We start from the raw sequence: 26,088 nt of genomic DNA on the forward strand, positions 1-26,088 counted from the left end.
AGGAAAATGAAGATGAAAAAATTGAAACCAGCATTTGCTGTATTAAGTAGCGTAACGATGGCATTAACTTTGGCATCCCCTGCTTTAGCAGAGGTACAACAGCCAAGTCCAAATAGTAAAGTTGAGATGTTCAAAGAGGATGTAAATGTAAAAGAAGGAAAAGATGTTCTTTATGGAACTGACGGAAAAATAGGAAAGATTTCTACTGAAAATATTGAAGTACAAAATAATGATTGGGATAACGATGGCATTCCGAATGATTTAGAAATAAACGGATATAAAATCGAGTTTAATCCAAAGACTGGAAAAAATGAAGCGAGAGCATGGGACCCAGAGAAAGACAAAGGAAAATTAAAATTCATCACAAATTCTATGAGTGCGAATTCGGATGGAGATCCTTTTTCAGATGCGTATGAAGTTCAGTACTTTGGCAGTGATTCTGATACTGAGTTCAATCCAGTAGTTGCCAATATTCCGAACTTACAAATTGGAATCAAACGCATTGGAGTTACTCCTATTAAGGAGATTACAGATTCAAAAGGCGGATCTATTAATAAAGGTTGGGAGAAAAGTGTATCAACACAGCATTCTTTTAATGTTGGTCTAACTGTGGGAGGCGGTGTTGAAGGTTCAGCAGCGGGACCTGTACCAAAAGGCGATGCTTCATTAAATGTAGGTTATGGATATTCAAAAACTGACACTGAAACAGAAAGCTATTCTAATAATTTTGATTGGTCTACTGCAACAACGGTTGATACAGCAAAAGCAGCAAAGGTAAGCTTACAGTTAGAATATAAAAATACAGGTACAGCATCAGCTGAAAATGTGTCTCCTCATTTTAACATTCGCTTAGGAGATAAGATTATTAATACAGTAAAGGCAACGCAAGATCGTTATAAAGCACAGCATTTAAGCACAGAAAAAGGCGGAAGAAATAAAACAGAAGTATTAATTGACAGTTTAGATGGTCAAGCAGATGTAAATATTTACTTAACGCTTGATGAATTAAAGGCTGTTGAACAAGGTGCGCTTCTCTCTGTTGAAGTATTACCTACGAGTACAATGGACTTGTCTATTGAGAAAGATGGGGAATTTACAAACTTAGGAGATGCAGGAAAATTTGAATCTCGTGTAAATGCATCTACTGCATTATTAGAAACAGATATCGGAAATAAACCGAAGTTTAGAGTGTATGCACCAAATGGTGTTGGTGAGAATACAAATTTAAAGTTGAATGAGGTTTTAAAGCATATTAACGTAGATTCTAAAAAGGTAAATGAGATTATAGATAATAACAATGGATCTCGAAATATCCTTCCGAAAGAATATGTAGAAAATGTAAAAGAAGAGGCTGTAACGAAAGGATGGAGAGTTGGTGCTTTTGAACACCTACAGCCACCAACATTATCATATAGTGCTTATAACCCAATTGCGAAAAAGATTTATGCGGCAGTTGTACCAGGGTTATTCGGAGCAAGTAATGAAATCACCGCTTCTTTTGAAAAGAAAAATTCTAAAACAACACAGAAAGTAACATTAGTGAAAAATGGAAACGTATATGAGTCTAAAGAAACTGTAAGTTTAGATCAATTCGATCCATCAAAAGAAGTTACATTTGAAATCAATGATGCACAAAAGAAACTTCCGACACAAAAAGTCTCTACAGTTGTTAAGTATAATAAAGAGTTTGATAACTTATTAGTGGATAACGCAGGTGAATTGATTGTAGAAGGAAAACCATATTATTTGAAAACATCTAGTTCAGAAATTCGTGGTGAGAATGTAAGAGAAGAGTGGCATGTAAGTACTTTATTCCAAAGTGTAAACGGGAAATATGTACACTTTAATGTAAAAGGGAACAACTGGGATGGATTAAGACTTGGACCGAAGAATCAGGAGATACATGGAAATGACATTCAAGCTACACCAGTAATCATTGAGAGAAAAGGGCAATCTAAACCAGGAGAGCCAATTCGAAAAGATGAAGAAGTATTCCTTAAGTTTACAAACAGTACTCATGGCGGCTATCAGTATCTTAACGTTGGAAATGGATATGATTATAGCTGGTTAGATCAAGAACGCAACAGATCCACAATTAAATTAGATAAAGTTACGAATGAAAAGAATTTCTATCTAAAATCTGATTCGACTTATATTACGTATGGATTCAATAAATGGGTTGGTAGTGTCGCAGATAATGGGATTTTTCCACCTGTAAGTGTTACTGAATATATTTTAAAACCTGATCACACAACTTCACCAGGTAACAACCATAAATGGGAATTAGAAAGTATTAAGTAAAGTAAGAAATCATAAGACTGCAAAGCGTTTCTTTCAGAAAGCTTTGCGGTCTGTTTTTATTTTTGGGTGAGAGTAAAGCAGTCCGGGTTTGTTACTGTCACATGCAAAGGTGAAAATAAAGGGGGCAAGCGAGAGCAGGTTATGTTTTGTTTTGCGCACCTGTTTTTTCTCTAAAGAATTGATAACGTCATAATAATTATGAAAGATATTTGCAAGACTTTTGTAATATTTACGAGAGAGAAATGAAAGATTTGTTAGATATGATGAAGTCAACATGAATGAGAGAGGACAACGAAAATGAAAAAAACATTTAAAACAAATGGAATTGGAAAGAAAATAATTCCTGCTACAGCGGCATTAGGTATTCTTTTTTCTATGGCTCCTATTGCAGAGAATAAGGCTAGCGCAAGTATAGCTACTGTGCTAGATGTGGGGATTACTTCATTAGGCATAGTGAAAGACATTTATGAAGCACTTGGGATAGAGGTGGGGGATCCTGACTTAACAGATTACACTGGCCCTTATGCAGAAAATGTATCTTATAGAGCTCCTAGTTTTAAACCTGGAGAATTTAATATTTCTATGCATCATACGAAAGATGATTCGAATTTTACTAAACCAGTTAAAGTACTCTATCCAAATGGAAAAAGTGAAATTCACAAATTAAAATCAGGACAACAGCTTAAAATTACAGAAGCGGGTACAATTGTAGATTTAAAGCCCTATGCAAAATCTACTTCAGAACACGATCTTCTTTACATTACACAAGCACAATTGGATGAAGGAAAAACTGGAGTTGCGCTTAATCAAGAGATCACCTTATATGTAGAAAAAACATCTGGTCAAAATAAAGTTCTTGTTGATGAGTTTTATAAGAAGAGATTTGGAGCAAATTCTCTTGACGGCTTTAAAGGTTTAGGGGTAGACCGTTTTTCTTATTTAACAGAAGAACAAAAGAAGGTAGCAACATTGACTTCGCATCCAGTAGGAAGAGAAGTTCTTTCTAATTATGTGATGAATAACCCTCAAGCTCTTGCAGATTTTAATGACCGATCAACGAATATATTGGCGGAATCTACTAATATCTTAGAAACATCTATTGCACTACCATTCAGTACACTAAATGACGGTAAATCTTATCAAATTATCCCTTATAAAAAAGGGACGAATAAGGTATTGGTAAAAACAGGTTCAAAATATCTTTCAGGGAAAGAAGGAAAAGCGCTTCAATATTCCGATTCGATTGGTGATGATGAAGTGTTTGAACTTGTTCAGACAGGCAATTCTTATGAGGGGACATTCCAGTTCCATTTAGTAAATAAAAATGGAGTACGTTTGGCTGGTAATGCTTACGTTCAACAATTTGGTACTGATTGGAGTTTCAAATCTGAAATTCGTTTCACTTCAAAAAACAACAATGAAATTCACAACTGGTTAAGAGACTGGTATCCGGGGAAAGAAAATGAAAAACAGAAATATGACGAAGTAGAGATCAAAGATGATGAAAAGGATCTTACGAAATGGTCTGCAAAAGATTCTTCTGGGAACGTGATAAAAAACAGTTGGGTAAACCGAGGTTCTGATTATTATTATGCAGGTTCTGATGGAGTTTTCTTAAAGGGTTGGCATGAAATTGAAGGTAAGAAATATTATTTCCATCCAGATCATTTCGGGGCAGTATTATCGACAAGTGGCTCGAATGGGAATCACGAGATTGATGGGAAGCACTACCATTTTGATGATAAAGGTGCTTTGCAACGATCAGCGTGGAGAGATCAAAACTATTCTGACGAGTCTGGAGCGTTTATTAAAGAAGGTTTCCGAGAAATCGATGGAAAAACGTATTATTTCCAAAATTACGAGCCTACTACAAAGCAACTACGTCTAGAAGAGCAACATGTCATCCTTCACTTTTCTAACAAAGGTGTGCTTGAGAGAGCTACTGATTTGAACGGAAACGCACTAACTAGTCCTAAAACGGTTACTCTTGACGGAAAACAAGTAACATTTGAGAACGAAGGTTCTAGTAGAAAACCAGGATTGACTGGAAAGAGAGCGTTCCCTCAACCTGATGGAACGAAAAAGGATGCAATCCACTATTATAGCTTAGAAGATGGCGCTAATTATACTGGTTGGAAAATAATTGATGGTAAAAAATACCATTTTAAAGATGGTGCAAATTATACTTTCGATGGTCATCAAGAAATTGACGGAAAAAGATATTATTTTAACCATGACGGAGAAGCTAAGATAACAGGGTTTGATAAAGTTGATGGTAAGATCTACTATTATGATGATAAAGGCGTAATGCAAACAGGTTGGAGAGAAATCAATGGTAAGTGGTATTACTTCCAGGATTCTGGAGAAGCTGCGATAGGAAAATTCCAAGTTTGGGGATACTTCTTCCCTTATTATGGATACTTCCAGTACTATGCTAAAGACGATGGTTCAATTTATCAAAACGAAACTGTTAGACTTGATACAAAACATGGACCTAGGGACTTTGTCTTTGATCATAATGGACATTATAAGGTGAAATGGAATAGTTAGAATAATACCCAAAATATGAGATGAAGTAAGAAATTATAAGACTGCAGAGCGTTTCTTTCAGAAAGCTTTGCGGTCTATTTCTATTTTGGGATGATTCCATAAGTGATTGGAAAAAACACTGTAATGATAGAGTTTTTTATGGTAATCTCTGTGTTTATTCTATTATGTATGATTACTCAATTATATATTTTATACCCCTTAGGTAACAGAATTTCACTTATTAGTAGTCCAAGTATGTAGAAATCCCAAAAGGTCCCTTCATATAAATATTTAAAGGGACCTTGCTCATACAAATGATCTGCACAACAATTCAATTTTGCTATACAGATCATTTGTATGATAATTAGTTATAAATAATTGCGGAATCATGAACTTACATAAATGCTTTTAAAAGTTGTGTTACTAATGGAAGTACTCCACCTAAGAATGATAAAACTGCTACTGCGATTTCGATATGATTTCCTCCTTTTTTGTTGGTACTATGATAGGTTTTATCTTTATATCACTATCATAGTAAACGTTTATATTTTTATTAATACGTTTTAGTATGCAATATTTCATATGGGGGTATTGTCAATGAAATATCATATTCTGAACGGTAATACATTTGTTGGAAGTTGGCTTCTAAGACTTTCTATTTATCGAAAATCTTAAGTTATGAAGCTGAGTGGAAATAAACAAAGTAACTTTATTCAAAAAAAATAGGCTCCACACATACGGAGCCTCAATAAGGAAAGGATTATTTCATACTCAATAAAATAACATTTTAATGAATTATTTCTTTCCGCAACTGTTATAAAACTCATAATAAGTTGAAGTAAATTGATTGCGAATTTTACTCAAATGTTCATTTAATTCCTTTTGTATGTTGCTTCCTGTTCGACTTTCAAAACTTTTATTTAAGGCTTCAGATTTATCTGCTAAATCTTTACATACATCATGAAATAAATCTTGATTTTTTCGAATCATATATTGCTGTTCATGTATCATTTCACTTACTTTAAATGACACTTCTGTTTTTAAAAGCATTCGTTCCATATCTGTTTCCAGACGTTTTTTAGCAGCTTGTAATTCATCAACGACATGGCTCGCGACATCTTTCGCTGCATTTTCAATTTCTTTTTCAATTTTTTTAATTTCCCCAATAAAATCAACCATATTATCTACTCCCTAGCCCATGGAAATTTTCTTCCGCTAATCTACCATCTTCATCTCGCAATGATTTTGCTGCATCAGCAACCCTTCCTCCAAAATCAATTAAACTCTTTTGTTCTTTTCGTAAGCAATTAATTAATTCTTCAGCCAAATCGATATCATAAAAATAATCTTTTCCATTTCTTCTGGCTTTAGCAATTTCAGTAATTGCTTCGTCTATATCGTGTTCACTTAACAAATGATATTTCCCGCCTGGCCCTGTCTCATGCTTTAATTTGCTTTTTAATTCAGCAATGGCTGCTTCTTCTTTTTCTTGAAACGCTTCTATATTTTTTGCAATATTTAGTAGTGTATCACCTATCGCTTGAAGTTGATCTGCTTCTCTAATAATTTCGTCTGGTTCTAATTGTAATATAGGACTTCCATTGGCATGAAACATGTTTGTAAATGTATCTGTTGGATGTCCCTCTATACCAAATAAAGCCATTAATCCATGTTTTGTACCATTAGATTTAACTATATATTGTCTACCGATTAAAGGTGCACCAAACGAATCCAAAAGTCCTATCTTGTCATTATCATGGGCTAAATCTACAACTTTTGGATCCATTACTCCCGCATCTACTCGTCTTTTTGCTTCAGCACTAAGTAAACGATAAGCATTTGGTGCGGCATATGTAGTTGCATAACAATTTAATTCGGCAGCTACATAATGAGCTTCTGCGGCACCTTTACTATGTCCAGTAGTATGAAGAGAATCAGGATCATATTTTTCTACGATATCTTCTTTTGCCCATTTTAATCCAGAATCAAATGATGAAAGTTCAGGTTTTATAGTATCACTGTTACTTGGCGTCATTGTTTTTGTATGATATTTTATTCCTAATCCAAGTTGTTCAAGGTCTGTAGTGGTATCTCCATCAAGTTCCGCTGGTTTTGTTCCACGAAATGACAAGATGATATTATCATAATGCGTTTTATTTTCGTCATACTCGTCCGCCGGTACTACTGCAATAGCTTGTAATCCATTTCTTACTTGTTTAGGCCCATTTGCATCTATGTATTCTATAACTTTCCACACTTTACCACTAGTACCTTTTATCTCTGCTCCTTTATGCAAAAAAACATTATCATAGACTTGATCTGATAAATCAAGATAATCTTCCTCTGTCGCACTAGGATTTTTTAAAAATTCTTTCATATGTTTCAACTCATTTCATGGTATATTTTAACTATATTTAAATGTTAGGGGTTTCCGTATGAAGAAGAAGCTGGTAATTATATTATCCATTATTTGTATTATAGCAGGAGGGTATATTACGATGGAATACTTAAAACAAAAAGAAAAAAAAGAACAGTTTTGGAAAGTGCAAGAAGCAAGAGTAGAAATGTATATTCATTATAATGTGAAAGATGTGAAATCTATTACGTTTACAAAAAGAGAGATAAGTCCTATGGGAATTCCTCATATAAAGGGATATATAAACAATGATAAGGAATTATGGTTTTTAGCTAGTATTAGTACTACAGAAAATTTTGAGGATAAATTTTCACGTTCTGGAGAACTGGGGAAACTTATAAAAAAACCAGAAAAGCCTGTATCAGAAATTGAGAAAGAAGAAAAGGAAAAGAAGCAAGAGTAATTTTTATAACTACTCTTGATGTCTTTTCTTTATTTCTAGAAAAAACATATGTGAATGAGCTTGTAATATAAGGGAATTCCAAATGAAGAAAGTAATGATATTGATTATATCCGCCGTGTTGATCATAGCAGGAGGGTATATTACGATGGAATACTTAAAACAAAAGGAAAAAGAAGAAAAATTTTGGAAGACACAAGAAGCAAGAGTAGAAAAGTATATTCGTTATAATGTGAAATCTATTACGTTTACAAAAAGAGAGGTAACTCCTATGGGAATTCCTCATATAAATGGATATATAAACAATGATAAAAAACTATGGTTTGTAGCTAGTATAAGTACTACGAAAGATTTTGAGAATAAATTTGGATGCTCTGGTGAACTAGATGAATTGAGTAAACATCCAGCAAAATCCGTATCAGAAATAGAAAAAGAAGAAAAAGAAAAGAAGCAAGAGTAGTTTTTATAACTACTCTTGCCCACTTTGTTGAAAAAAGATTATGTCAAAGAAAATGCCAAATTTTTTTTGCATTTTCTTTGATTTGTATTTGTTTTATAAAGTAGTTTCTTCTATAATTTGATTTGTTAGGTGTAAACCAACTTGCTTAAGTGAGCGAAGTTTGGTCCACTTTTTTAAGTTTTGTATGATGGCCGTCATCAAAACTTGTGCTTTAACCTTTTGAACTCCACGGTATCGCGCATAGCGCAAACCGTGGAGTTTTTTACTATGTGCAAAACTCAATTCCACTATAGGTAGACGACCAATATGATGTGGATAAAACACTTCTAACTGCCTTGTCACAAAATCCTAATCCATTATTTGATCTACCTTTACTAGATGAAATGAAGCATCATACATCATTTCATAGTACCTTCGATTCTCTTCAACTTGTTTCATGGAATATGTAACATACATAAAAACTCTCCTCGCTTCATTTCATGCTGTTGGAATTTTTATTCTTACAGAACTGTCATCTTTATGTAAGGTTATTAGATAGTTTGCTTAACGTTTAAATGTAATAATAAAATCATAAGAAGTGATAATAAATTTTTTAGAGATTATAGGAAAGGTTGTTTTTAGTGGAACGAGAGCATCTGCCGCACATAGAAACGGTCCGGGCTTTTCCTACCACATGCAAGATTTTAAACAAAAGGAAAAAGCAGGTGTAGGTCATGCTGTATTCTGCATAGCAGCGACTTATATATTGAAAAATGATATTGACATAAAAGTGGATGATTAATAAAATAGTGTAAAATTACACTTCATTAGGAGTTTGACACCATGAATCCAAAAAGCTTAAATATAAAATTATCTATCATGCAATTATTTGTTTTCGTACTTAACTTATTTATCTTCTCTTCAACGATGCGTTTTTTACCTTGGTTTGTTGAGGATGCTTTCGGTTGGTTTGGGATTTTGATTACTGCTCCTTTATTACTAAGTATTGGAGTCATTATGATTTATCTTCAGAAGAATAAGGGATATGCAGTAACAGCAACGAGAAAAATTATTCCTTTTCTTGCTTCAATCTTTTCAATTTGTATTGTGTTATCATATATCACTGATTTATCTGTTATAATAGCTCTTGCAGTCAATTTTGGGATGGCTATCATAACATTTGTATTTTTGCTACAAGATGTTTCTAAGCTTAGTAGAAATTGATTATAGTATTGATCATTTGTAACAAGGTCTTCGTTGATAGCAATGGAGACTTATATTATGTAATAAAGCCTTTCCACTTCTATGCCTAAAGTTTAAAACTTCGATATTTAATCCTTCAAGGATTGTAAATATACAGTATTCTTCTTTTAAGTATGTCACCTAAATTACATAATTATTTTTCATAATTTTTAGTGAATGTATGACTATGGCACTTCACTTGGAATGAACAGATTGCTAATTATTATATCTATATGAAAGATTACTATAAGTATTTTAAATAAGAAAAATGGTTTCACATTATTAGAAAAGAGCAGCGGGGGATCTACATATGAAGCAAAGAATTGTAATTGTAGAAGATGAAGAGAATATTAGAGAAATATGTAAAAGGTATTTAGAGAGAGAAGGATATGAAGTATATACAGCTGAAAATGGAGCGGAAGGCTGGGATATATTTCAACAATGTCAGCCAGATTTAATTATTTTAGATTTGATGATGCCGAAAAAAGATGGTTGGGAACTATGTGAGGAAATTCGTGAACAATCTAACGTTCCTATTATTATGTTAACTGCTAGGGGAGAGGAAAGGGATCGAATTTTAGGTTTAACAATGGGAGCGGATGATTATGTGACAAAGCCGTTTTCGCCTCGTGAGTTAGTATTAAGGGTTCAAATTATATTAAGAAGAGGAAATCAACCAGTCGTGCAAACGAAAGAACCTGAATTAGAAATGATGGAGTTTCCGGATTTGAAGATTTATCCAACGAAGAGAAGTGTGTTTGTTTGTGGGCATGCAGTTGATTTAACAGTTAAAGAATTTGAAGTACTTTATACGATGGCAAAACATCCAAAACAAGTGTTTTCTCGGTCACAGCTTCTTGAACAAATTTGGGAATTTGAATATGAAGGATGTACCAATACAGTAACGGTATTAATGAGTCGTTTACGTGAAAAATTAGATAAACATACGACAAAGAACCGTTGGATTCATACAGTTTGGGGCATAGGGTATCGCTTTGATCCAAATGGAGGAAATGAAACATGAAACTACGTTATCAATTGTTACTGATGAATGTATTAAGCACAAGTATCATGGTCATTGCGATATGGTATGGTGATAGAAAAATGCTGTTGGAGCCGGAACAAACACGGTTATTAACAGGAATTGCGATTGTAGCAATGATTCTTTCAACTTTTATCTACTGGCTATTAACACGTCCGATTATGAGATCCATTCAAAATCTAATTGCATTAACGCAACAATTTAGTGATAGACATTTTGGAACGATGTATATAATTGGAAAGGAACCACAAGAGTTTAAAGAATTAGCAACAGCTTTTCAAAAGATGGCTAAAAAGTTAGAAGAAGGGTTTACGAAGTTGGAAGAAGGGGAAAAAGCGCGTACAGAGCTGATTGCAAATATTTCACACGACTTACGAACACCTATAGCCAGCATACAATTGATGATAGAAGCACTACAAGATGATGTAATTACAGACCCAGACATGAAAAAGCAGTACTTAGCGACAATATTAAAGGAAATGCAAAGATTAAATGGCTTAATTAATAACTTATTTGATCTGTCCAAGTTAGAACTTGGACAAGAAGAGTTTCATCCAAGTTTAACACATGTGGACAGAGTACTATTAGAAGTACTAGATTCACATTCTATCTTACTAGAGGAAAAACAGATGTATTTAGAAGTGCAGGTGTCTGATACATTGCCTCGGCTTTGGATTATGCCGTGTAAAATAGTACGGGTTATTAGCAACTTGTTACATAATGCAATCCGGTATTCTCCTGCATCTTCCACAATTGATTTGATTGTGAAGGAAAATAAGCAGCAGCAACATGTTCAATTTATTGTGCGTGATGAAGGAGAAGGTATCGCATACAATGATCAATTACGCATATTCGAACGTTTCTATAGAACGGATCAGTCCAGAAGTTCGCAATCTGGAGGATCAGGGCTTGGATTAGCTATCGCAAAATCATTAGTTGAAATGCACAAAGGAGAAATTGGTGTGCGAGATCGTTCAGATGGGAAACAAGGAAGTGAATTTTGGTTTACCCTTCCTATTACATCAGAAAAGAAATAAGATCGCTGAAAGACTTTTGTAATAGTTATGTTATGAAAATGAGAGGTTTTCTTGCTAACATATAAGTGTTAGAGGAGGGGACTTACTTTATGAAAAGAAAATATATATTCTTTATAGGAGCATTTTTAATTGTTGGGGGGATATTGTGGTCTTTGTTCCGCCCAGAGAAATTATTTATTGATAAGAAAGTAAATGAAACATTGCCGCAAACAGAAATGAAGTCAAAAGAAACAAAGCAAGAACAAGTAATAAGCGAAGGACAGTTTCAAAGCGGTGTTCATGAAACAACTGGAACAGCAACAATCTATCAATTAGCAGATGGAAAACGTATTTTACGCCTTACTCATTTTTCAACTTCTAACGGTCCAGACGTTCGAGTTGTATTAGTTCCTACGAAGCAATTGAAAAATAATGAAGATGTTAAAAATTATAAGTATATTGAATTAGGAAAGTTAAAGGGAAACAAAGGCGACCAAAACTATGAGATTCCTGAGGGGATTGACGTAAGTGCATACGGCGCAGTTTCTGTATGGTGTAAGAGATTTAATGAGAACTTTGGTGCAGCTTATATAAATACAAATTGAAAAAAATTAACCTAAAAGCCCTTTTCTTTTAGGTGGGAAAGAGCATCTGGCCATGCATAGAAGCGGTCAGGGCCTATTTCTGCCACGTGCAAGCTTTAAAACAAAGGGAGCAAGTAAGTACAGGTCATGTTGGATTCTGCATAGCAGCGACTTATATGTCGAAAAATGAAAATAGATTTATATAAAAAACAGGTGATAGAATCAAAATCTATTACCTGTTTTTTTACTTTTTACAGAAGTTTGTTTCTATATATAAGTGCAAAAACGACATAAAAACTTTAGGGGGGCGGTGCACGGAAGCGGTCAGCCACATGCGAGGTTAAAACAAAGGAAGGAGGCGAGTGCAGGTCGTGTTGTGTTCTGCATAGCAGTGACTTATATGTCGAAAAATGAAAATGGATTTATTCCGCATTAACGGGCAGTAAGCCCCCCACTGATGGAAGTTTCACTTTATATGCATATAAAAAGCTAATAAAATATAAAAAAATAATGCAAACGATTGCAATAAATGATAATATGTAAGCGTATACACGTATATTTGTAATTACAAACATAGAATGAAACCCTTTGCTTTCATTCGACTTTTTTATTACTGTTAGTCTTAATTTTCAGAAAAGGGGAGAGCGTATGAAGAAATATTTAAAAGGCTGTAGTATTGCCATGTTATCCGTTCTTATGTTGCTTGTTTCTTCAATATTTTCGGGCCAGAGTCATGCAGCTGTAAACGGGCAATCAATGAACGGAAATTACAAAGCATATATTATGGCACCGCTAAAGAAAGTGCCGGATATTATGACATGGGAGACGTTTGAAAATGATTTACGCTGGGCAAAACAAAACGGTTTCTCTGCTATTACTGTTGATTTTTGGTGGGGAGATATGGAGAAGAATGGAGATCAACAATTTGATTTTTCTTATGCGCAGCGCTTTGCACAATCTGTAAGAAATGCTGGTATGAAAATGATTCCGATTATTTCAACGCATCAATGCGGCGGTAATGTTGGAGATGATTGTAATGTACCGCTTCCTTCTTGGATATGGAATCAAAAATCAGATGATAGTTTGTATTTTAAATCGGAAACAGGAACAATTAATAAAGAAACATTAAATCCGCTAGCTTCAGACGTAATTCGAAAGCAGTACGGAGAATTATATAATGCTTTTGCACAGGCGATGGCTCCGTATAAAGATGTCATTGCGAAGGTTTATTTATCAGGCGGGCCGGCTGGAGAAACACGTTATCCATCTTATACGTCAGCTGATGGATCAGGTTATCCGTCTAGAGGAAAGTTTCAAGCTTATACAGAATTTGCGAAAGCACAATTTCGTTCTTGGACATTACAAAAATATGGATCTTTAGCAGGAATAAACAAAGCTTGGGGGACAAACTTGACTGCTATGTCACAAGTACTTCCACCATCTGATGGATATCAATTTTTGGCAAGCGGTTATCAAACAAAGTACGGTGAAGATTTCTTAAAGTGGTATGAAGGTGTGTTAGAAGAGCATACAAAATTGATAGGAGAGTTAGCTCATTCTGCATTTGATAATACGTTCCATGTACCAATTGGAGCAAAAGTTGCCGGCGTTCACTGGCAATACAACAATTCAAATCTTCCGCACAGCGCTGAAAAACCAGCGGGATATAATGATTACAGTAGTTTATTAGACGCTTTTAAGAGTGCAAAATTAGATTTAACATTTACTTGCTTAGAGATGTCAGATAAGGGAACATATCCAGAATATTCAATGCCAAAAACACTTGTACAACAAGTAGCTAAGCTTGCGAATGAAAAAGGGATTGTACTAAATGGCGAAAATGCGTTAAGCATAGGAAGCGACAATGAATATAAGAAAACAGCTGAAATGGCTTTTAACTATAATTTTGCGGGATTTACACTGCTTCGTTATCAAGATGTTATGTACAATAATACATTGATGGGGCAGTTTAAAGATATTTTAGGAGTCACTCCTACTCAGCAAACAATTGTTGTAAAAAATGCGCCAACAGCTACTGGAGATACAGTGTATATTACTGGAGATCGTGCCGAGTTAGGACAATGGGATACAACGTCATACCCTATTAAATTATCATACAACTCTACTTACGGAGATTGGAGAGGCACAGTTTATTTACCGGCTGAACGCAATGTTCAATTCAAAGCGTTTATTAAGCGCCAAGATGGAACGATTAAAGCATGGCAGCCAAATCAGCAATATTGGACGCCAATTCCAGCGACTTCTACTGTGTATACGGATTTGTGGTAGTTTCATTGCTTAAAAGAATTTTTTAACATGAAAGTATAGTGGCTTTGTTGAAGTAAACAATAAGAGCAAACTAAGCAACCAAATATATGATAAATTTGGTTGCTTTTTTCATACAGAAAGAATACCGCTTTCTATATATACAAGTTAAAAAACCGACATAAAAACCTTTTCTTTTTAGGGGGGATGAGAGCATCTGGCCGCGCATAGAAACGGTCAGGGCCTTTTCCTACCACATGCAATTAAAACAAAAGGAGAAAACGAGTACGGATGATGCATGAATAGTAAGTCTCTAGCGGTTCCTTCAGCAAGAAATCTATTTAGTACCTCGTCGGTTGGAAATACAGCTAAAAAGATGTTGTGAACAGTATCTGCTCCTCTTAACATGATTCCGTTAAAGTATGTTACGAAATCATCTTCAAAGAAATTTTGCCACGGAAACGAAATAGGATTAGAAACAGCGGGAATAAAGCGGCTAAATGTAGGGCCTATTCCGTATTTGTTTATGGAAAATAAAGTATCTCATTGATAACGAATTTTCTGTATATAAAAATCGAATCGATTTATAAAAAAAGAATGCTACAATAGGATAATCTCGATATATGTAGGAGGAAAACCAATGAATGTTACAGTGACGGACGCAGCATATGCGAAAATAAAAGAGATGATTCCAAGTGAGGCAAAATATATAAAATTATTTTACGATACAGAAGGATGCGGCTGTGTAATGAGTGGGATTATTGACTTAGTCGCTGTATCTGAAAAAGATGAGCGCGACGTAGAAATTTCATCAAACCAGTTCCAGTTTATTGCCGATCGAACGAAGCTTGTTTTTATGGATGATAACTTGACTGTTGATTTTTCTGAATCTGGAGGAACTTTTCAATTAAAAAGCCCGAGTCAATATTATAATCCGAATATGAAATTGCATGTTCGGGTGTAATTGCTGGAAAAGAAGAAAGCAGATAAAATTTGCTTTCTTCTTTAATTTATTACTCAATATAAAGTTTCACTTTATGCATATTTCATTATAGAATCCCCACTATGCTGCTGTTCTTTATTTCTTATAATACTTCTTAAAAGAATGAAAATCATCAATAAAATGAAAGTAGTAATAGACGTGTAAAAGGAGAATTTTTGAATACCTGTTCCTGGATATGATATTTCCATTTTCCCTTTTCCTTGGATTGGTACTTCTATCAATCCGTTGTTAGACATTTTTATCGGAACGATTTTGTTGTTAATTTTCACTTCATAGCCTTTGTAATAAATCATTGGAAGTTCTAAGATATCTTTATTCTTTGCATCAAAATGTATAGAAAGTTCATTGTCCTCCTTTACTATATGACTTAATTTCGTTGTACGATTTTTTGTTTTCACTTCGTCTTTCTTTCGTGATTTTAAAACATCGATCTTTGTAACAGAAGGTAGGTATTCAGAACCTGCGCCTATATTGTATGAATCTTTAAAAGTTTGCTCTCCTCTAACTTGATTCTTGTCATGTATGCGAAAATCTTTATAATATTGAGCTATTGTCGATGCATTACTGATTGATAGGGAAAGAACAATAAATAGCAAACCGATTGAATGATATTTTTTCTTAACAGAATAGCCTACATAAATCGAACAGCTAAATGCCATTAATAACGTTACAAGTGCAAAAAGCCTAAATGTGAATTGTATAACGTCTAACGTATGGAAGTGTTGCCATGGGAAATAGCTTGTTGTCATTAGTAAAAATATCATTGCGATTAATAAGCATTTGTCAGCAAAATTTATTATTGTATTCTTCTTTTTAATTTTAAATCTGTATATTAATGGTAAAAATAGAACGTATCCTAATCCTATAATTGAAGAATCTTTATAATATAATGTAATACTTCTCCATAATGCCCCGAGTGAATATGTCGTATTGCTAGGTGTTGTCAAAGTATATGTATTGAGATAGAAGGTATTCGATGTCATTTGCTCTACCATTGGAAAAATAAAAAAAGCTGATAATAAAATTGTTACTCCGCCAGCAACAACAAAATAAATTATTTTTGTTTTATCCTCCCGGAGTCTATGAATTGAAAGGAGCAGGAAGAGCAGTAGCATGCAAAAAGCTAATACACTTGATAAAACATGAGTATAAATGATTCCAGTAAATCCAATCGTTAAAATGTACCACTTTTTCTTATGTCCATATAAAATTTCATAAATTCCATACAATATAACAGGGAGAAAGATAAACGCCAATGATTCCCCAAGCGCGGCTCTTTGATAAACATCAAATGCTCTATAGAGCGAAAAAACATACAATATAGTCATAAAGCTTGATGAAGTTACTTTTTTGCTCATTTTATAGGTGCAATAATAAGTTACGCATGCTGTTGCTATTGTATAAAGGATTATATAAGTTTTATAGGAAACTACTAAACTGTATCCTAAATTCAATAAAATAGCTATTGGAAATAGAAAGAGGTTAGGATAAAACCAATTTGCTGCGTAACCATATCCATTTAAAAAGGTACTATCAATATAAAATGGGTAGTGAGATGTTTTGATTGCTTCAGCTAATCCAAATACACGATTTAAATGGAATCCTATATCATCTCCCGTCAATACTAAATCTTTGTCCCAAAATAAATTCATTTGAATAATAGAACATATTAATATAGAGAATATGATAGCGGAGAATGCTAAAGCATCTTTTTTATTAACCTTTATTAACTTCACGATTTTTTATCCCCCGTATATTTTGATTTTTCATATATTATATAGGAATATAAGGTTGTCTTACCTAACTTATCTTAGCAAATAAACGGTGAATACTTTGTCGTATTTTGTCGAATTCGCAAATGAAAGGAAGAGAAAGGTATCACTTATAAATATAGTACTCAAGATGCAGAGAGAAGCGAGGAAGATAGGTGGGAGTAGTTCAATGGTCCTATGGTTTGTAAGGTCAGAGAAACAGTAACTTGTAAAAGAAATTATATCAAAATAAGAAAGCAGAGTAGATCTGCTTTCTTATTTTTTGATTTTCGGTAATAAAATTAGATACAAAATAGCTATAACAAATGGAATCCAGTTAAGAAAAGGGAAGCGGAAATAAGTGACGAGAATCATGCCGGTGAGAAGAACGCTGAGGACGGCATAGAAAACACTATGCTTAGGTGTGTACCAATATAATGTTAAGCCGACGAGAGCCGGGATAACGAAATGAATAAGAGCGATGAGAAAGAAGAGCAATGGAAGTCCCTCCTTTATTGTGTACTTACTATATCATATCCATATTTTGTTAGATTGATATCGTATTTTGCAAGAATCATAAAAAATGTTTACAAAAACGACACAATTCGTCATGCTGCTCGCAAAAGAAATCTTATATAATGTTATTTCTCACAAATATTTTAATAACGTAAACACTATAGGAATAGTAAAAACTGTTTTGATTATCCAATATATAAATCACTGTTATGGAGAAGTAATTTGCTTTTGTATTGCACGTGGCAGGAAAAGGACCTGACCGCTTCTATGCATGGCCAATCACTCTCGCCCACCTAAAAAAGTGTTTTTTCAATTTGGATGAAGTTTGATATAGAGATTTTGCAGTAGAGGAGTCACAACATGATTAGCATGTCGTTACAAACATTTAAAGTACAAACTTATTATATTTTAGCACTTATGCTGTTAGGCTGGGCATTTACTCCTTTTTCTCCGCACTTTTTAGGAATTGGTCTTGGTTTTCTGGTGAGCACATATTGTGTTTGGATTTTAGGACGCCGCATTGAAAAAATTGGAGAGAGTATAGTGAAAAAAAGTAAATCACCAACTCTTGGTATAATAAACAGATTTGCAGCAGCGATACTTGGTGCTATTATTATGTACGAAATTGAGCATCATATGGTAATGTGGGCATTTGCTGTCGGGATTATGGGCGGATATATATTAATCGTTATTAATTTAGCATATTATAGTATGAAAGATACGAAGAAATAGGGAAGAGGCTTGCGAGATTACTCGTAAGCCTCTTTTTATATGTAAGTATGTGCAATGACAAGAAAACGTGGGCTTTGTCGGTGAGTACTTGTTTTCTTGCAATAACAACATACTTATTCACATGATTTAGGATATTTCACAGTAAAGTCAGGTTAAGCGATTGGACCGCCAAGGTTTACAATTGTTTCAGAAACAGTATTAAATTTCTTGAAGTTTTCTTTGAACTTATTTGCAAGTTCAGTTGCTTTTACTTTGTAAGCTTCTTTATCAGCCCATGTTTGTTCTGGCATTAATACTTCATCAGGTACACCAGGAACATGAAGTGGTACTTCAAGGCCAAAGATATCATGTTTTACTGTTTCAGTGTTATCAAGCTCGCCGTTTAATGCAGCTTGCACCATTGCGCGTGTATGACCTAAGTTCATACGTTTTCCAACGCCGTATTCGCCGCCAGTCCAGCCAGTGTTCACTAAGAATACTTTTGCATCATGTTTCTCAATTTTTTCACCAAGCATTTCTGCATAGCGAGATGCATCAAGCGGTAAGAACGGAGAACCGAAGCATGTTGAGAATGTTGCTTGTGGTGAAGTAATACCGCGCTCAGTTCCTGCTAGTTTACTAGTGTAACCGCTTAAGAAATGATACATAGCTTGCTCTTTCGTTAATTTACTGATTGGAGGCAATACGCCAAATGCATCAGCAGTTAAGAAAATAATTGTATTTGGATGACCTGCAACGCTAGGTAATACGATGTTATCAATTGCATCAATTGGATAAGCTGCACGTGTATTTTCTGTTAATGCAGTGTCATCGTAATTTGCAATGCGTGTCTGATCATTAATCATAACGTTTTCTAAAACAGAGCCGAATTTAATCGCGTCAAAGATTTGTGGCTCTTTCTCGCGAGATAAGTTCACACATTTCGCATAGCAACCGCCTTCGATATTAAATACACCGTTATCAGACCAGCCGTGCTCGTCATCACCAATTAATTTGCGGTGCGGATCAGCAGATAATGTTGTTTTCCCTGTTCCAGATAAACCGAAGAATAAAGCAACATCGCCTTCTTCACCTACGTTTGCAGAGCAGTGCATAGATAAAATATCTTGCTCTGGAAGTAAGTAGTTCATAATAGAGAAGATTGACTTTTTCATTTCACCAGCGTATTCGGTACCCCCGATTAACACGATACGCTTTTCAAAAGAAACAATAATAAACGTTTCTGAATTCGTGCCGTCGACTTCTGGATCTGCTTTGAAGTTTGGTGCAGATACAATTGTGAACTGTGCATCATGACTTTTTAATTCTTCTTCAGTTGGACGAATGAATAATTGATGCGCAAATAAGTTATGCCAAGCGTATTCATTAATAACTTGAAGAGGAAGACGGGAGTTGCGGTCTGCTCCTGCAAATCCTTTGAATACGAATAGTTCTTCTTTATCTTTTAAGTATTCTAGCACTTTTGCATATAATTTATTAAAATGCTCTTCAGAAATTGGTTGGTTTACAGATCCCCAAGCAATTTTATCCGTAACAGATGCTTCGTCTACAATAAATTTATCTTTCGGAGAACGTCCTGTATATTTTCCTGTTGAAACAGAAACAGCGCCAGTAGAAGTTAATCGACCTTCTTTTCTCATTAATACCTTTTCCGTTAATTGCGGAACGCTCAATTGAACCTGTGCATTGCTTCCGTTCAATAGTTCATGTAATCCAATTTGGACATTCGCAGTACTCATATTTATATACCATCCTTTATTTGATTTATGAATATTCATCGTAATCCCCACTAAAAGTATAACACAATCATATAAATAATGTATACTATTTATTTATTTTTGTTTGTGTTATTATCTTATTTTTTCCATAAATTTCTGTGGTTAAAAACTTATAGGAATATGTGTATATGGATTGACAAATGAAAGTCATTTCTTTAGTATAGTTGAGGACGGATACTCTCTTATCCCGAGCTGGCGGAGGGACAGGCCCGATGAAGCCCGGCAACCTCACTTGTATGAATGACAAACAAGTGAATAGGTGCTTAAACCTGTGCGAGGCTAATGGTCTCGAACGATAAGAGCGAAGGGCAAAAAGCAGTATGCAAGTAGCAAATACAACCTTTCCTCTATAAGGAAAGGTTTTTCTTTTGCACTTGTATGGGAAAATACATGAATGTCGCAGTTTGTGGCAAATTAAGGATGAGTTCCGTACAATATATACAATTACTGTAGGGAGGTTTACCACATGACAAAAAAACGTCATCTGTTCACATCTGAATCTGTAACTGAAGGACATCCAGATAAAATTTGTGACCAAATTTCTGATTCTATTTTAGATGCAATCTTAGCAAAAGATGCAAACGCACGTGTAGCTTGTGAAACAACAGTAACAACTGGTTTAGTATTGGTAGCGGGAGAGATTACAACTTCTACTTATGTAGATATTCCAAAAATCGTTCGTGAAACAATTCAAGGAATCGGTTATACTCGTGCAAAATACGGATTCGATGCAGAAACTTGTGCAGTTTTAACATCTATCGATGAGCAATCTGCTGACATCGCAATGGGTGTTGACCAAGCGTTAGAAGCACGCGAAGGTCAAATGACTGACGAAGAGATTGAAGCAATCGGTGCTGGCGACCAAGGTTTAATGTTTGGTTTCGCATGTAATGAAACAAAAGAATTAATGCCACTTCCAATCTCACTTGCTCATAAATTAGCTCGTCGTTTAACGGAAGTTCGTAAGGATGATACATTACCATACTTACGTCCAGACGGTAAAACACAAGTAACAGTTGAGTATGATGAAAATGGTAAACCAGTTCGCGTCGATACAATCGTAATTTCTACGCAACATCATCCAGAAATTGCTTGGGAACAAATCGATCGCAACTTAAAAGAGTTTGTAATTAAACCAGTTGTACCAGCTGAATTAATCGATGAAGAAACAAAATTCTTCATTAACCCAACTGGCCGCTTCGTTATCGGTGGACCACAAGGGGATGCTGGCTTAACAGGTCGTAAAATTATCGTAGATACTTACGGCGGATATGCTCGTCACGGCGGCGGTGCATTCTCTGGTAAGGATGCAACAAAAGTTGACCGCTCTGCAGCATACGCAGCTCGTTACGTTGCGAAAAACATCGTAGCAGCAGGACTTGCTGACAAAGCAGAAGTACAACTTGCATATGCAATCGGCGTAGCACAACCAGTATCTATCTCTGTTGATACATTCGGCACAGGTAAAGTATCTGAAGAAGTACTAGTAGAACTAGTTCGCAACAACTTCGATCTTCGCCCAGCTGGTATCATCAAAATGTTAGACTTACGTCGCCCAATTTACAAACAAACAGCAGCTTACGGCCACTTCGGACGTACTGATGTAGATCTTTCATGGGAACGTACAGACAAAGCTGAAACTTTAAAAGAACAAGCTGGTCTATAATATAGGAAGAAAAAAGCTTTGCGCGTGTGCGCAAAGCTTTTTTTATTTCTGGAAATACATTAAGTTCTCTTTATCCCGCATTAACGGGCAGTAAGACCCCCACCTCAAGATTCAGAGAGAAGCGTTGTCCAGCTCTAGCGGCTAGAATCTCCGGTCGTTTCGCCCCCTCGGACGAGGCAAAAAGCACCTCTTTGTCAGGGGCTCCAACGTCCTGCGATTCTGAGCGAGCCGCTTCCGCCTTTCTAAAGAAGATAGGTGGGGGATGAAGAAAACCCCCACTGACGGAAGTTTCACTTTATAAGCTGTGTTCAAACAATGATGTATATTCTTATAGAGAATGATTGCTTATTTTAAAAATAAGCAAGGCTGTTTGACTATGTTAGATGGTTGTTTCACAAAAAAATGCAAGAAATGACTTAATTTAGCGGTCGAATCTTGAAACAATACTCGATTTTTAATGTTGATTTTTTAGTAACTTATGAAATAAATGTTTCTGTAGTTACCCGATTTTAAGTTAATTAGTAAGCTTAAAGCTTGTATAGTTACATGGACACAATTTAGCTAAAGCTTTATAATCTTCTTTAAGAAAGAGCATGTATTTATATATGGACTGTAGGTGATAAATATAATTGCGTTTTTAAAGTAGTGATTGGCGAATGAAAGAAGGAACTTTTATTAGTTTAAATAATGTATAAGCTAAATAATTATCTTTACAAATGACAAACTGAAGGAGGCTAAATTGATGAAAATTTTAAAACGATTAGATAGTGATATGAATGATTTACACCTAATTTGTTTTCCATTTGCTGGAGGGTATTCAGCCTCATTTCGTCCGCTACATAAATACTTGCGAGATACTTGTACAATGCATGTAGTAGAGCCACCTGGACATGGTACAAACACAATGCCTTTAGAATCTAATTTTGAAAATCTAGTAAATTTATATAGGCAAATGTTATTGGAATTCAGAAATGATCGTTTTATTTTGTTTGGACATAGTATGGGAGGACTAATGGTCTACCGTCTTTTGCAAGAACTAGAGATGGAAGGTGTGTACCCAGAAGTAGCTATTATTTCTGCTATTCAAGCTCCAAATATAAAAAGGAAGAAAATGTCACAACTCGGCCGTGAAGAGTTTGTGAATTATGTTGCTAAATTAGGGGGAATACCTGAAGAATTATTGGAAAATAAAGATATTTTGGATTATTTCTTACCTTCTTTAAGGTCAGACTATCGTGCTTTAGAAGAATTTAAACATAAAAATCATACAATAGTTCAAACACCAGTACATATATTTAATGGTAGGCAGGATTATAAATGTTTTAATAACCAAACAGAATGGAGTCAGTGGATACAGACGATAAATTATCATGATTTTGACGGTGGGCATATGTTTCCTTTGTCAAATCCTGAAAAAGTAGCATTAAAAATCCAACAAATCCTTCAAAATATAGGGATATATCATTATTAAAGAAGTAGGTTACGTTCCTACTTCTTTCATTTTAAACAAATCTGTATAGTTTTTGATTATAATCTCTTTTGGAAAGTATGGATTCGTAGCACACACAGCCATATGATAGTTAATATCAATTAGATAAGTTTTCAGAAAGACATCGGGTTGCATTTGGGGTACATCAATAGAGGCACCCTTTTTTGGATCGAATTGGACTGAAAATGAATTAAGTGGAATTGTTAATCCTTTTCCTACTTGTTTTACATAGCTTTCCTTCATAGACCACAGTTGGTAAAAGTAAGAAGTTCTTTTAGAAATATCCGTATTCATAAGATCTAAATATTCTTTTGTGCTAAAAAAATGTTTTGCAATATCTAAATCAATAGATTTTACTTTCTCAATATCGATTCCTATAGGAGCATGATCTACAGCAAGAACAACCCAACACCCAGAATGAGATATATTATAATTAAAGGACTCTAAATTGACAGCGTATGGCTTGCCATAACTATTATTAGAAAAATGAATTTCATGGTTAGAGATTCCGAACTTTTCTTTTATAATGTGACGAACGAGTATTTCCCCAATTAAAGTCCTTTCCATATCTTCTCTAAATTTATATCTTTCTATTTTTCTCCGCGTACTTAATGAAATAATTTGCATCATACGCTGAAATTCATCATCCGAAGGTGATTTATCAATACGAACGGCATATATTTTCATTTAACCCACTCCTTTGTTGGAATTATTAAAAAAATAATAATATACTCAGCCAAGAAGAAATTAAAATAAATTTATATATATTTATTTTAATTTTCTTACATATAATTACTGCTATGCAGAATACAACATGACCGCTACTTGCTTTCTCCTTTTGTTTTCAACCTTGCATGTGGCAGAAAAAGGCCCTGACCGCTTCTATGCATGGCCAGATGCTCTCGCCCACCTAAAAAGAAAGAGGGTTTTATGTCGATTTTTTAATTTGTATTTATATATACTAACTAAATTAGTATAGAGATTTTTAGCTTTATTATATAATCCGCGTGTTAAATATTCCATAATATTCTAAATCTATAACAAGATGAGAGTAGTTGTATGAACGCAATCTAGTGAAGTCCTTGCAATGATGGACCTCAGGCAAGTGATGTTTGTATGTTAAACAAGAAATTTGATACATCATTCAAAGAAATAAATTATATTATTTAGGATCATCACGAAAGGAATCAATAATTATCATATGTAAAGGGATATATGATAATCATACATACAAGTGGTTGAAGATGGGAATCTCAATTGAATAAGTCAATAAAAATTATAGACAAGGCATAAAAAAAGAGTAGTGAATTTTAAAATGCTCATGTCTAATGTCTTAACTTATTAATAAATAGCTAATCTAAAATATAGAAATATTATAAAATTATTAGCATGTCAGCTATCTATATTTTGAAAACTAGAAAAATAATTCTATAAGAATATAAATATTTTCTACGTGAATTATTTTTATAATAATTTTGTAGGAAAGTTTAGTACAGGTGTTATTGCTTTATACAATAAGTTGTTTTTGTATGGGGATTAAGTTTATATATTTTTTTGAATATTGATGTGGATTATATAGCAGTAAAGCTATATAAAAAATGTTTTTTTATATTAGGATAGTGAGGATTTTAATAATAAAATTTTAAGGCAAATTACTACAAAAAAAGACATTGACTGGATAAAAAAACAAATATAATCTGTAAATAATTCTAAAAATTTACAATGATTTTACAAAAAAATACAAAATAGTGTGTTATTTTTATAACAGCCCTGTGGTTTTGGAAGTATTAATTGAATATTTAGATTCTAGTTATTGTAAACGTTGGATTATTAAATGTCATTAAAAGAAGCCAAATTCTCAGCTTTTATTTGTATTTCAAATGTAACCAGAGAGGTGATTTATTTATGGAAATTGCTATGTTATTTCCAGGGCAGGGCTCACAGTACATAGGTATGGGGAAAGATTTGTTTGAAAACTATCGGGAAGCCCGTTTAGTCTTTGAAGAAGCAAGTGATCTTTTAGGAATGAATATTAAATCGCTATGTTTTAATGAACATGATTTGTTAACGAAAACATCCTATGCACAACCTGCTATAGTCACTGTTAGTTTAGCTGCTTATCAAGCCTTTATGAGTGAATTTGGGATTAAACCCGTTATTTTTGCAGGACATAGTCTAGGGGAATACTCCGCCTTAATTACAAGTGGTACTTTAAAACTTGAAGATGGATTAAAGCTTGTTAAGTTAAGAGGGGAGCTAATGCAACGAGCTTCTGAGGACAGTGATGGTAGAATGATATCAATTTCTCATTCAAAGCTAGATGATTTAAGAGGGATTTGTGACAGTTTAAAAAATGAAGGGTATTTTGCTGTGATTTCCTGTTATAACTCTGCAAATCAATACACTATTTCTGGAGAGAAAAAAGCAATAGATAAAGTTATACAATCTTTACAGCATTTTAATATTAAGTATACAACTTTAAAAGTTTCAGGAGCATTTCATAGTTTATTAATGCAAGAAGCAGCAAATAAACTAACTAAAACTATCCAAGCGATTGATTTTGGATCGGGATGTAATGTCATTTCAAATTTAGAAGGATTACCATATTTTTGCCCTGAAGATGTTAAAAGGGGATTAATATTACAAATTACGCATCCAGTACAATGGTGGAATACAATGAAATATATTAGAGAAAAACGTATTATTAAAGCGATAGAAATGGGGCCAAGGGCGGTTTTAAAAAATTTATGGAATCAATTAAATGGCCCAAACCATGCTATTTCAATTACAAACTCAAACGATATGAATCGAGCAAAAAAATGGCTTGGTGATATAGAAAGAAATAAGGATGAATCATTTAAAGCAGTTTTATCATCGACTGTTTTATAAGATGTTGAAATAGGAAATTACATATCTAGA

General features: G+C 34.2%; 20 protein-coding genes, 1 pseudogene and 1 riboswitch. Of the genes and pseudogenes, 14 read left to right on the forward strand and 7 right to left on the reverse strand.

Annotated elements, in window-relative coordinates; translation table 11 throughout:
• The first annotated feature begins 12 nt into the window (after positions 1–12).
• A complete protein-coding gene (locus BM350_RS16955) occupies positions 13–2,301 on the forward strand; it encodes a binary toxin-like calcium binding domain-containing protein (RefSeq protein ID WP_090916561.1) in 2,289 nt (762 codons plus the stop codon).
• Between the two features lie 297 nt (positions 2,302–2,598).
• Positions 2,599–4,851, forward strand: coding sequence for a cell wall-binding protein (locus BM350_RS16960; protein ID WP_090916559.1), 2,253 nt, complete (start codon positions 2,599–2,601; stop codon positions 4,849–4,851).
• 774 nt (positions 4,852–5,625) lie between these two features.
• On the opposite strand, the gene BM350_RS16965 is transcribed toward BM350_RS16960, so the two are convergent.
• Together BM350_RS16965 and BM350_RS16970 are read right to left on the reverse strand one after the other, a co-directional pair.
• Positions 5,626–6,009, reverse strand: a complete 384-nt coding sequence (locus BM350_RS16965; protein WP_090916557.1) for a hypothetical protein — start codon at positions 6,007–6,009, stop codon at positions 5,626–5,628.
• 1 nt (position 6,010) lies between these two features.
• On the reverse strand, positions 6,011–7,207 hold the full coding sequence (locus tag BM350_RS16970; RefSeq protein WP_090916555.1) for an alpha/beta hydrolase family protein: 1,197 nt from the start codon (positions 7,205–7,207) through the stop codon (positions 6,011–6,013).
• Positions 7,208–7,265: 58 nt separating this feature from the next.
• On the opposite strand from BM350_RS16970, the gene BM350_RS16975 reads away from it, so the two are divergent.
• The gene (locus BM350_RS16975) at positions 7,266–7,649 is read left to right on the forward strand and encodes a DUF1433 domain-containing protein (RefSeq protein WP_090916553.1); all 384 of its coding nucleotides are present in this window, start codon (positions 7,266–7,268) and stop codon (positions 7,647–7,649) included.
• 82 nt (positions 7,650–7,731) lie between these two features.
• Positions 7,732–8,106 carry a DUF1433 domain-containing protein gene (locus BM350_RS16980; protein WP_090916551.1) on the forward strand — a complete coding sequence of 125 codons (375 nt, stop codon included), beginning with the start codon at positions 7,732–7,734 and terminating at the stop codon, positions 8,104–8,106.
• A gap of 93 nt (positions 8,107–8,199) precedes the next feature.
• On the opposite strand, the pseudogene BM350_RS16985 reads toward BM350_RS16980, so the two are convergent.
• Positions 8,200–8,394: pseudogene (locus BM350_RS16985) on the reverse strand (transposase); the annotation flags it as partial.
• A 534-nt stretch (positions 8,395–8,928) separates the two neighbouring features.
• On the opposite strand from BM350_RS16985, the gene BM350_RS16990 reads away from it, so the two are divergent.
• The 6 genes from BM350_RS16990 to BM350_RS17020 all read left to right on the forward strand — a co-directional run bounded on the left by BM350_RS16990 (position 8,929) and on the right by BM350_RS17020 (position 15,198).
• On the forward strand, positions 8,929–9,309 hold the full coding sequence (locus BM350_RS16990) for a hypothetical protein (protein WP_090916547.1): 381 nt from the start codon (positions 8,929–8,931) through the stop codon (positions 9,307–9,309).
• Positions 9,310–9,637: 328 nt separating this feature from the next.
• Positions 9,638–10,351: a response regulator transcription factor gene (locus tag BM350_RS16995; RefSeq protein WP_090916545.1), complete on the forward strand. Its 714-nt coding sequence runs from the start codon at positions 9,638–9,640 to the stop codon at positions 10,349–10,351.
• The gene (locus BM350_RS17000) at positions 10,348–11,406 is read left to right on the forward strand and encodes a sensor histidine kinase (RefSeq protein ID WP_139207684.1); all 1,059 of its coding nucleotides are present in this window, start codon (positions 10,348–10,350) and stop codon (positions 11,404–11,406) included. Before BM350_RS16995 ends, BM350_RS17000 begins: the two co-directional genes overlap by 4 nt.
• Before the next feature lie 89 nt (positions 11,407–11,495).
• The gene (locus tag BM350_RS17005; RefSeq protein WP_090916544.1) at positions 11,496–11,990 is read left to right on the forward strand and encodes a DM13 domain-containing protein; all 495 of its coding nucleotides are present in this window, start codon (positions 11,496–11,498) and stop codon (positions 11,988–11,990) included.
• Between the two features lie 627 nt (positions 11,991–12,617).
• On the forward strand, positions 12,618–14,258 hold the full coding sequence (locus BM350_RS17010) for a family 14 glycosylhydrolase (RefSeq protein WP_090916542.1): 1,641 nt from the start codon (positions 12,618–12,620) through the stop codon (positions 14,256–14,258).
• A 616-nt stretch (positions 14,259–14,874) separates the two neighbouring features.
• Positions 14,875–15,198 (forward strand): iron-sulfur cluster biosynthesis family protein, encoded by a 324-nt coding sequence (locus BM350_RS17020; protein ID WP_090916540.1) that lies wholly within the window; start codon positions 14,875–14,877, stop codon positions 15,196–15,198.
• 71 nt (positions 15,199–15,269) lie between these two features.
• On the opposite strand, the gene BM350_RS17025 is transcribed toward BM350_RS17020, so the two are convergent.
• Together BM350_RS17025 and BM350_RS17030 are read right to left on the reverse strand one after the other, a co-directional pair.
• Positions 15,270–16,973, reverse strand: coding sequence for a glycosyltransferase family protein (locus tag BM350_RS17025; protein WP_090916539.1), 1,704 nt, complete (start codon positions 16,971–16,973; stop codon positions 15,270–15,272).
• 291 nt (positions 16,974–17,264) lie between these two features.
• Positions 17,265–17,486, reverse strand: a complete 222-nt coding sequence (locus tag BM350_RS17030) for a hypothetical protein (protein ID WP_090916538.1) — start codon at positions 17,484–17,486, stop codon at positions 17,265–17,267.
• A 378-nt stretch (positions 17,487–17,864) separates the two neighbouring features.
• Between BM350_RS17030 and BM350_RS17035 the strand changes: the two genes are divergently transcribed.
• The gene (locus BM350_RS17035) at positions 17,865–18,236 is read left to right on the forward strand and encodes an ATP synthase subunit I (RefSeq protein WP_090916537.1); all 372 of its coding nucleotides are present in this window, start codon (positions 17,865–17,867) and stop codon (positions 18,234–18,236) included.
• Between the two features lie 152 nt (positions 18,237–18,388).
• On the opposite strand, the gene pckA is transcribed toward BM350_RS17035, so the two are convergent.
• Positions 18,389–19,975, reverse strand: a complete 1,587-nt coding sequence (pckA, locus tag BM350_RS17040; RefSeq protein WP_090916667.1) for a phosphoenolpyruvate carboxykinase (ATP) — start codon at positions 19,973–19,975, stop codon at positions 18,389–18,391.
• Positions 19,976–20,193: 218 nt separating this feature from the next.
• Positions 20,194–20,316, forward strand: a riboswitch (SAM riboswitch).
• Positions 20,317–20,480: 164 nt separating this feature from the next.
• Here pckA and metK point away from each other — a divergent pair.
• Both metK and BM350_RS17055 read left to right on the forward strand, forming a co-directional pair.
• Positions 20,481–21,680 carry a methionine adenosyltransferase gene (metK, locus tag BM350_RS17045; RefSeq protein WP_090916536.1) on the forward strand — a complete coding sequence of 400 codons (1,200 nt, stop codon included), beginning with the start codon at positions 20,481–20,483 and terminating at the stop codon, positions 21,678–21,680.
• A 742-nt stretch (positions 21,681–22,422) separates the two neighbouring features.
• Entirely contained in the window at positions 22,423–23,151 is a 729-nt protein-coding gene (locus BM350_RS17055) for a thioesterase II family protein (RefSeq protein ID WP_090916534.1), read from the forward strand.
• A 9-nt stretch (positions 23,152–23,160) separates the two neighbouring features.
• Here the strand turns inward: BM350_RS17055 and BM350_RS17060 are convergent, their stop codons facing one another.
• Positions 23,161–23,856: a 4'-phosphopantetheinyl transferase family protein gene (locus BM350_RS17060; RefSeq protein ID WP_090916532.1), complete on the reverse strand. Its 696-nt coding sequence runs from the start codon at positions 23,854–23,856 to the stop codon at positions 23,161–23,163.
• Positions 23,857–25,074: 1,218 nt separating this feature from the next.
• On the opposite strand from BM350_RS17060, the gene BM350_RS17065 reads away from it, so the two are divergent.
• Positions 25,075–26,058, forward strand: a complete 984-nt coding sequence (locus BM350_RS17065; protein ID WP_090916530.1) for an ACP S-malonyltransferase — start codon at positions 25,075–25,077, stop codon at positions 26,056–26,058.
• Positions 26,059–26,088: the final 30 nt, after the last annotated feature.

Origin of the sequence: Bacillus sp. 103mf (assembly GCF_900116295.1) — a bacterium.
GTDB classification, from domain to species: Bacteria; Bacillota; Bacilli; order Bacillales; family Bacillaceae_G; genus Bacillus_A; species Bacillus_A bruguierae.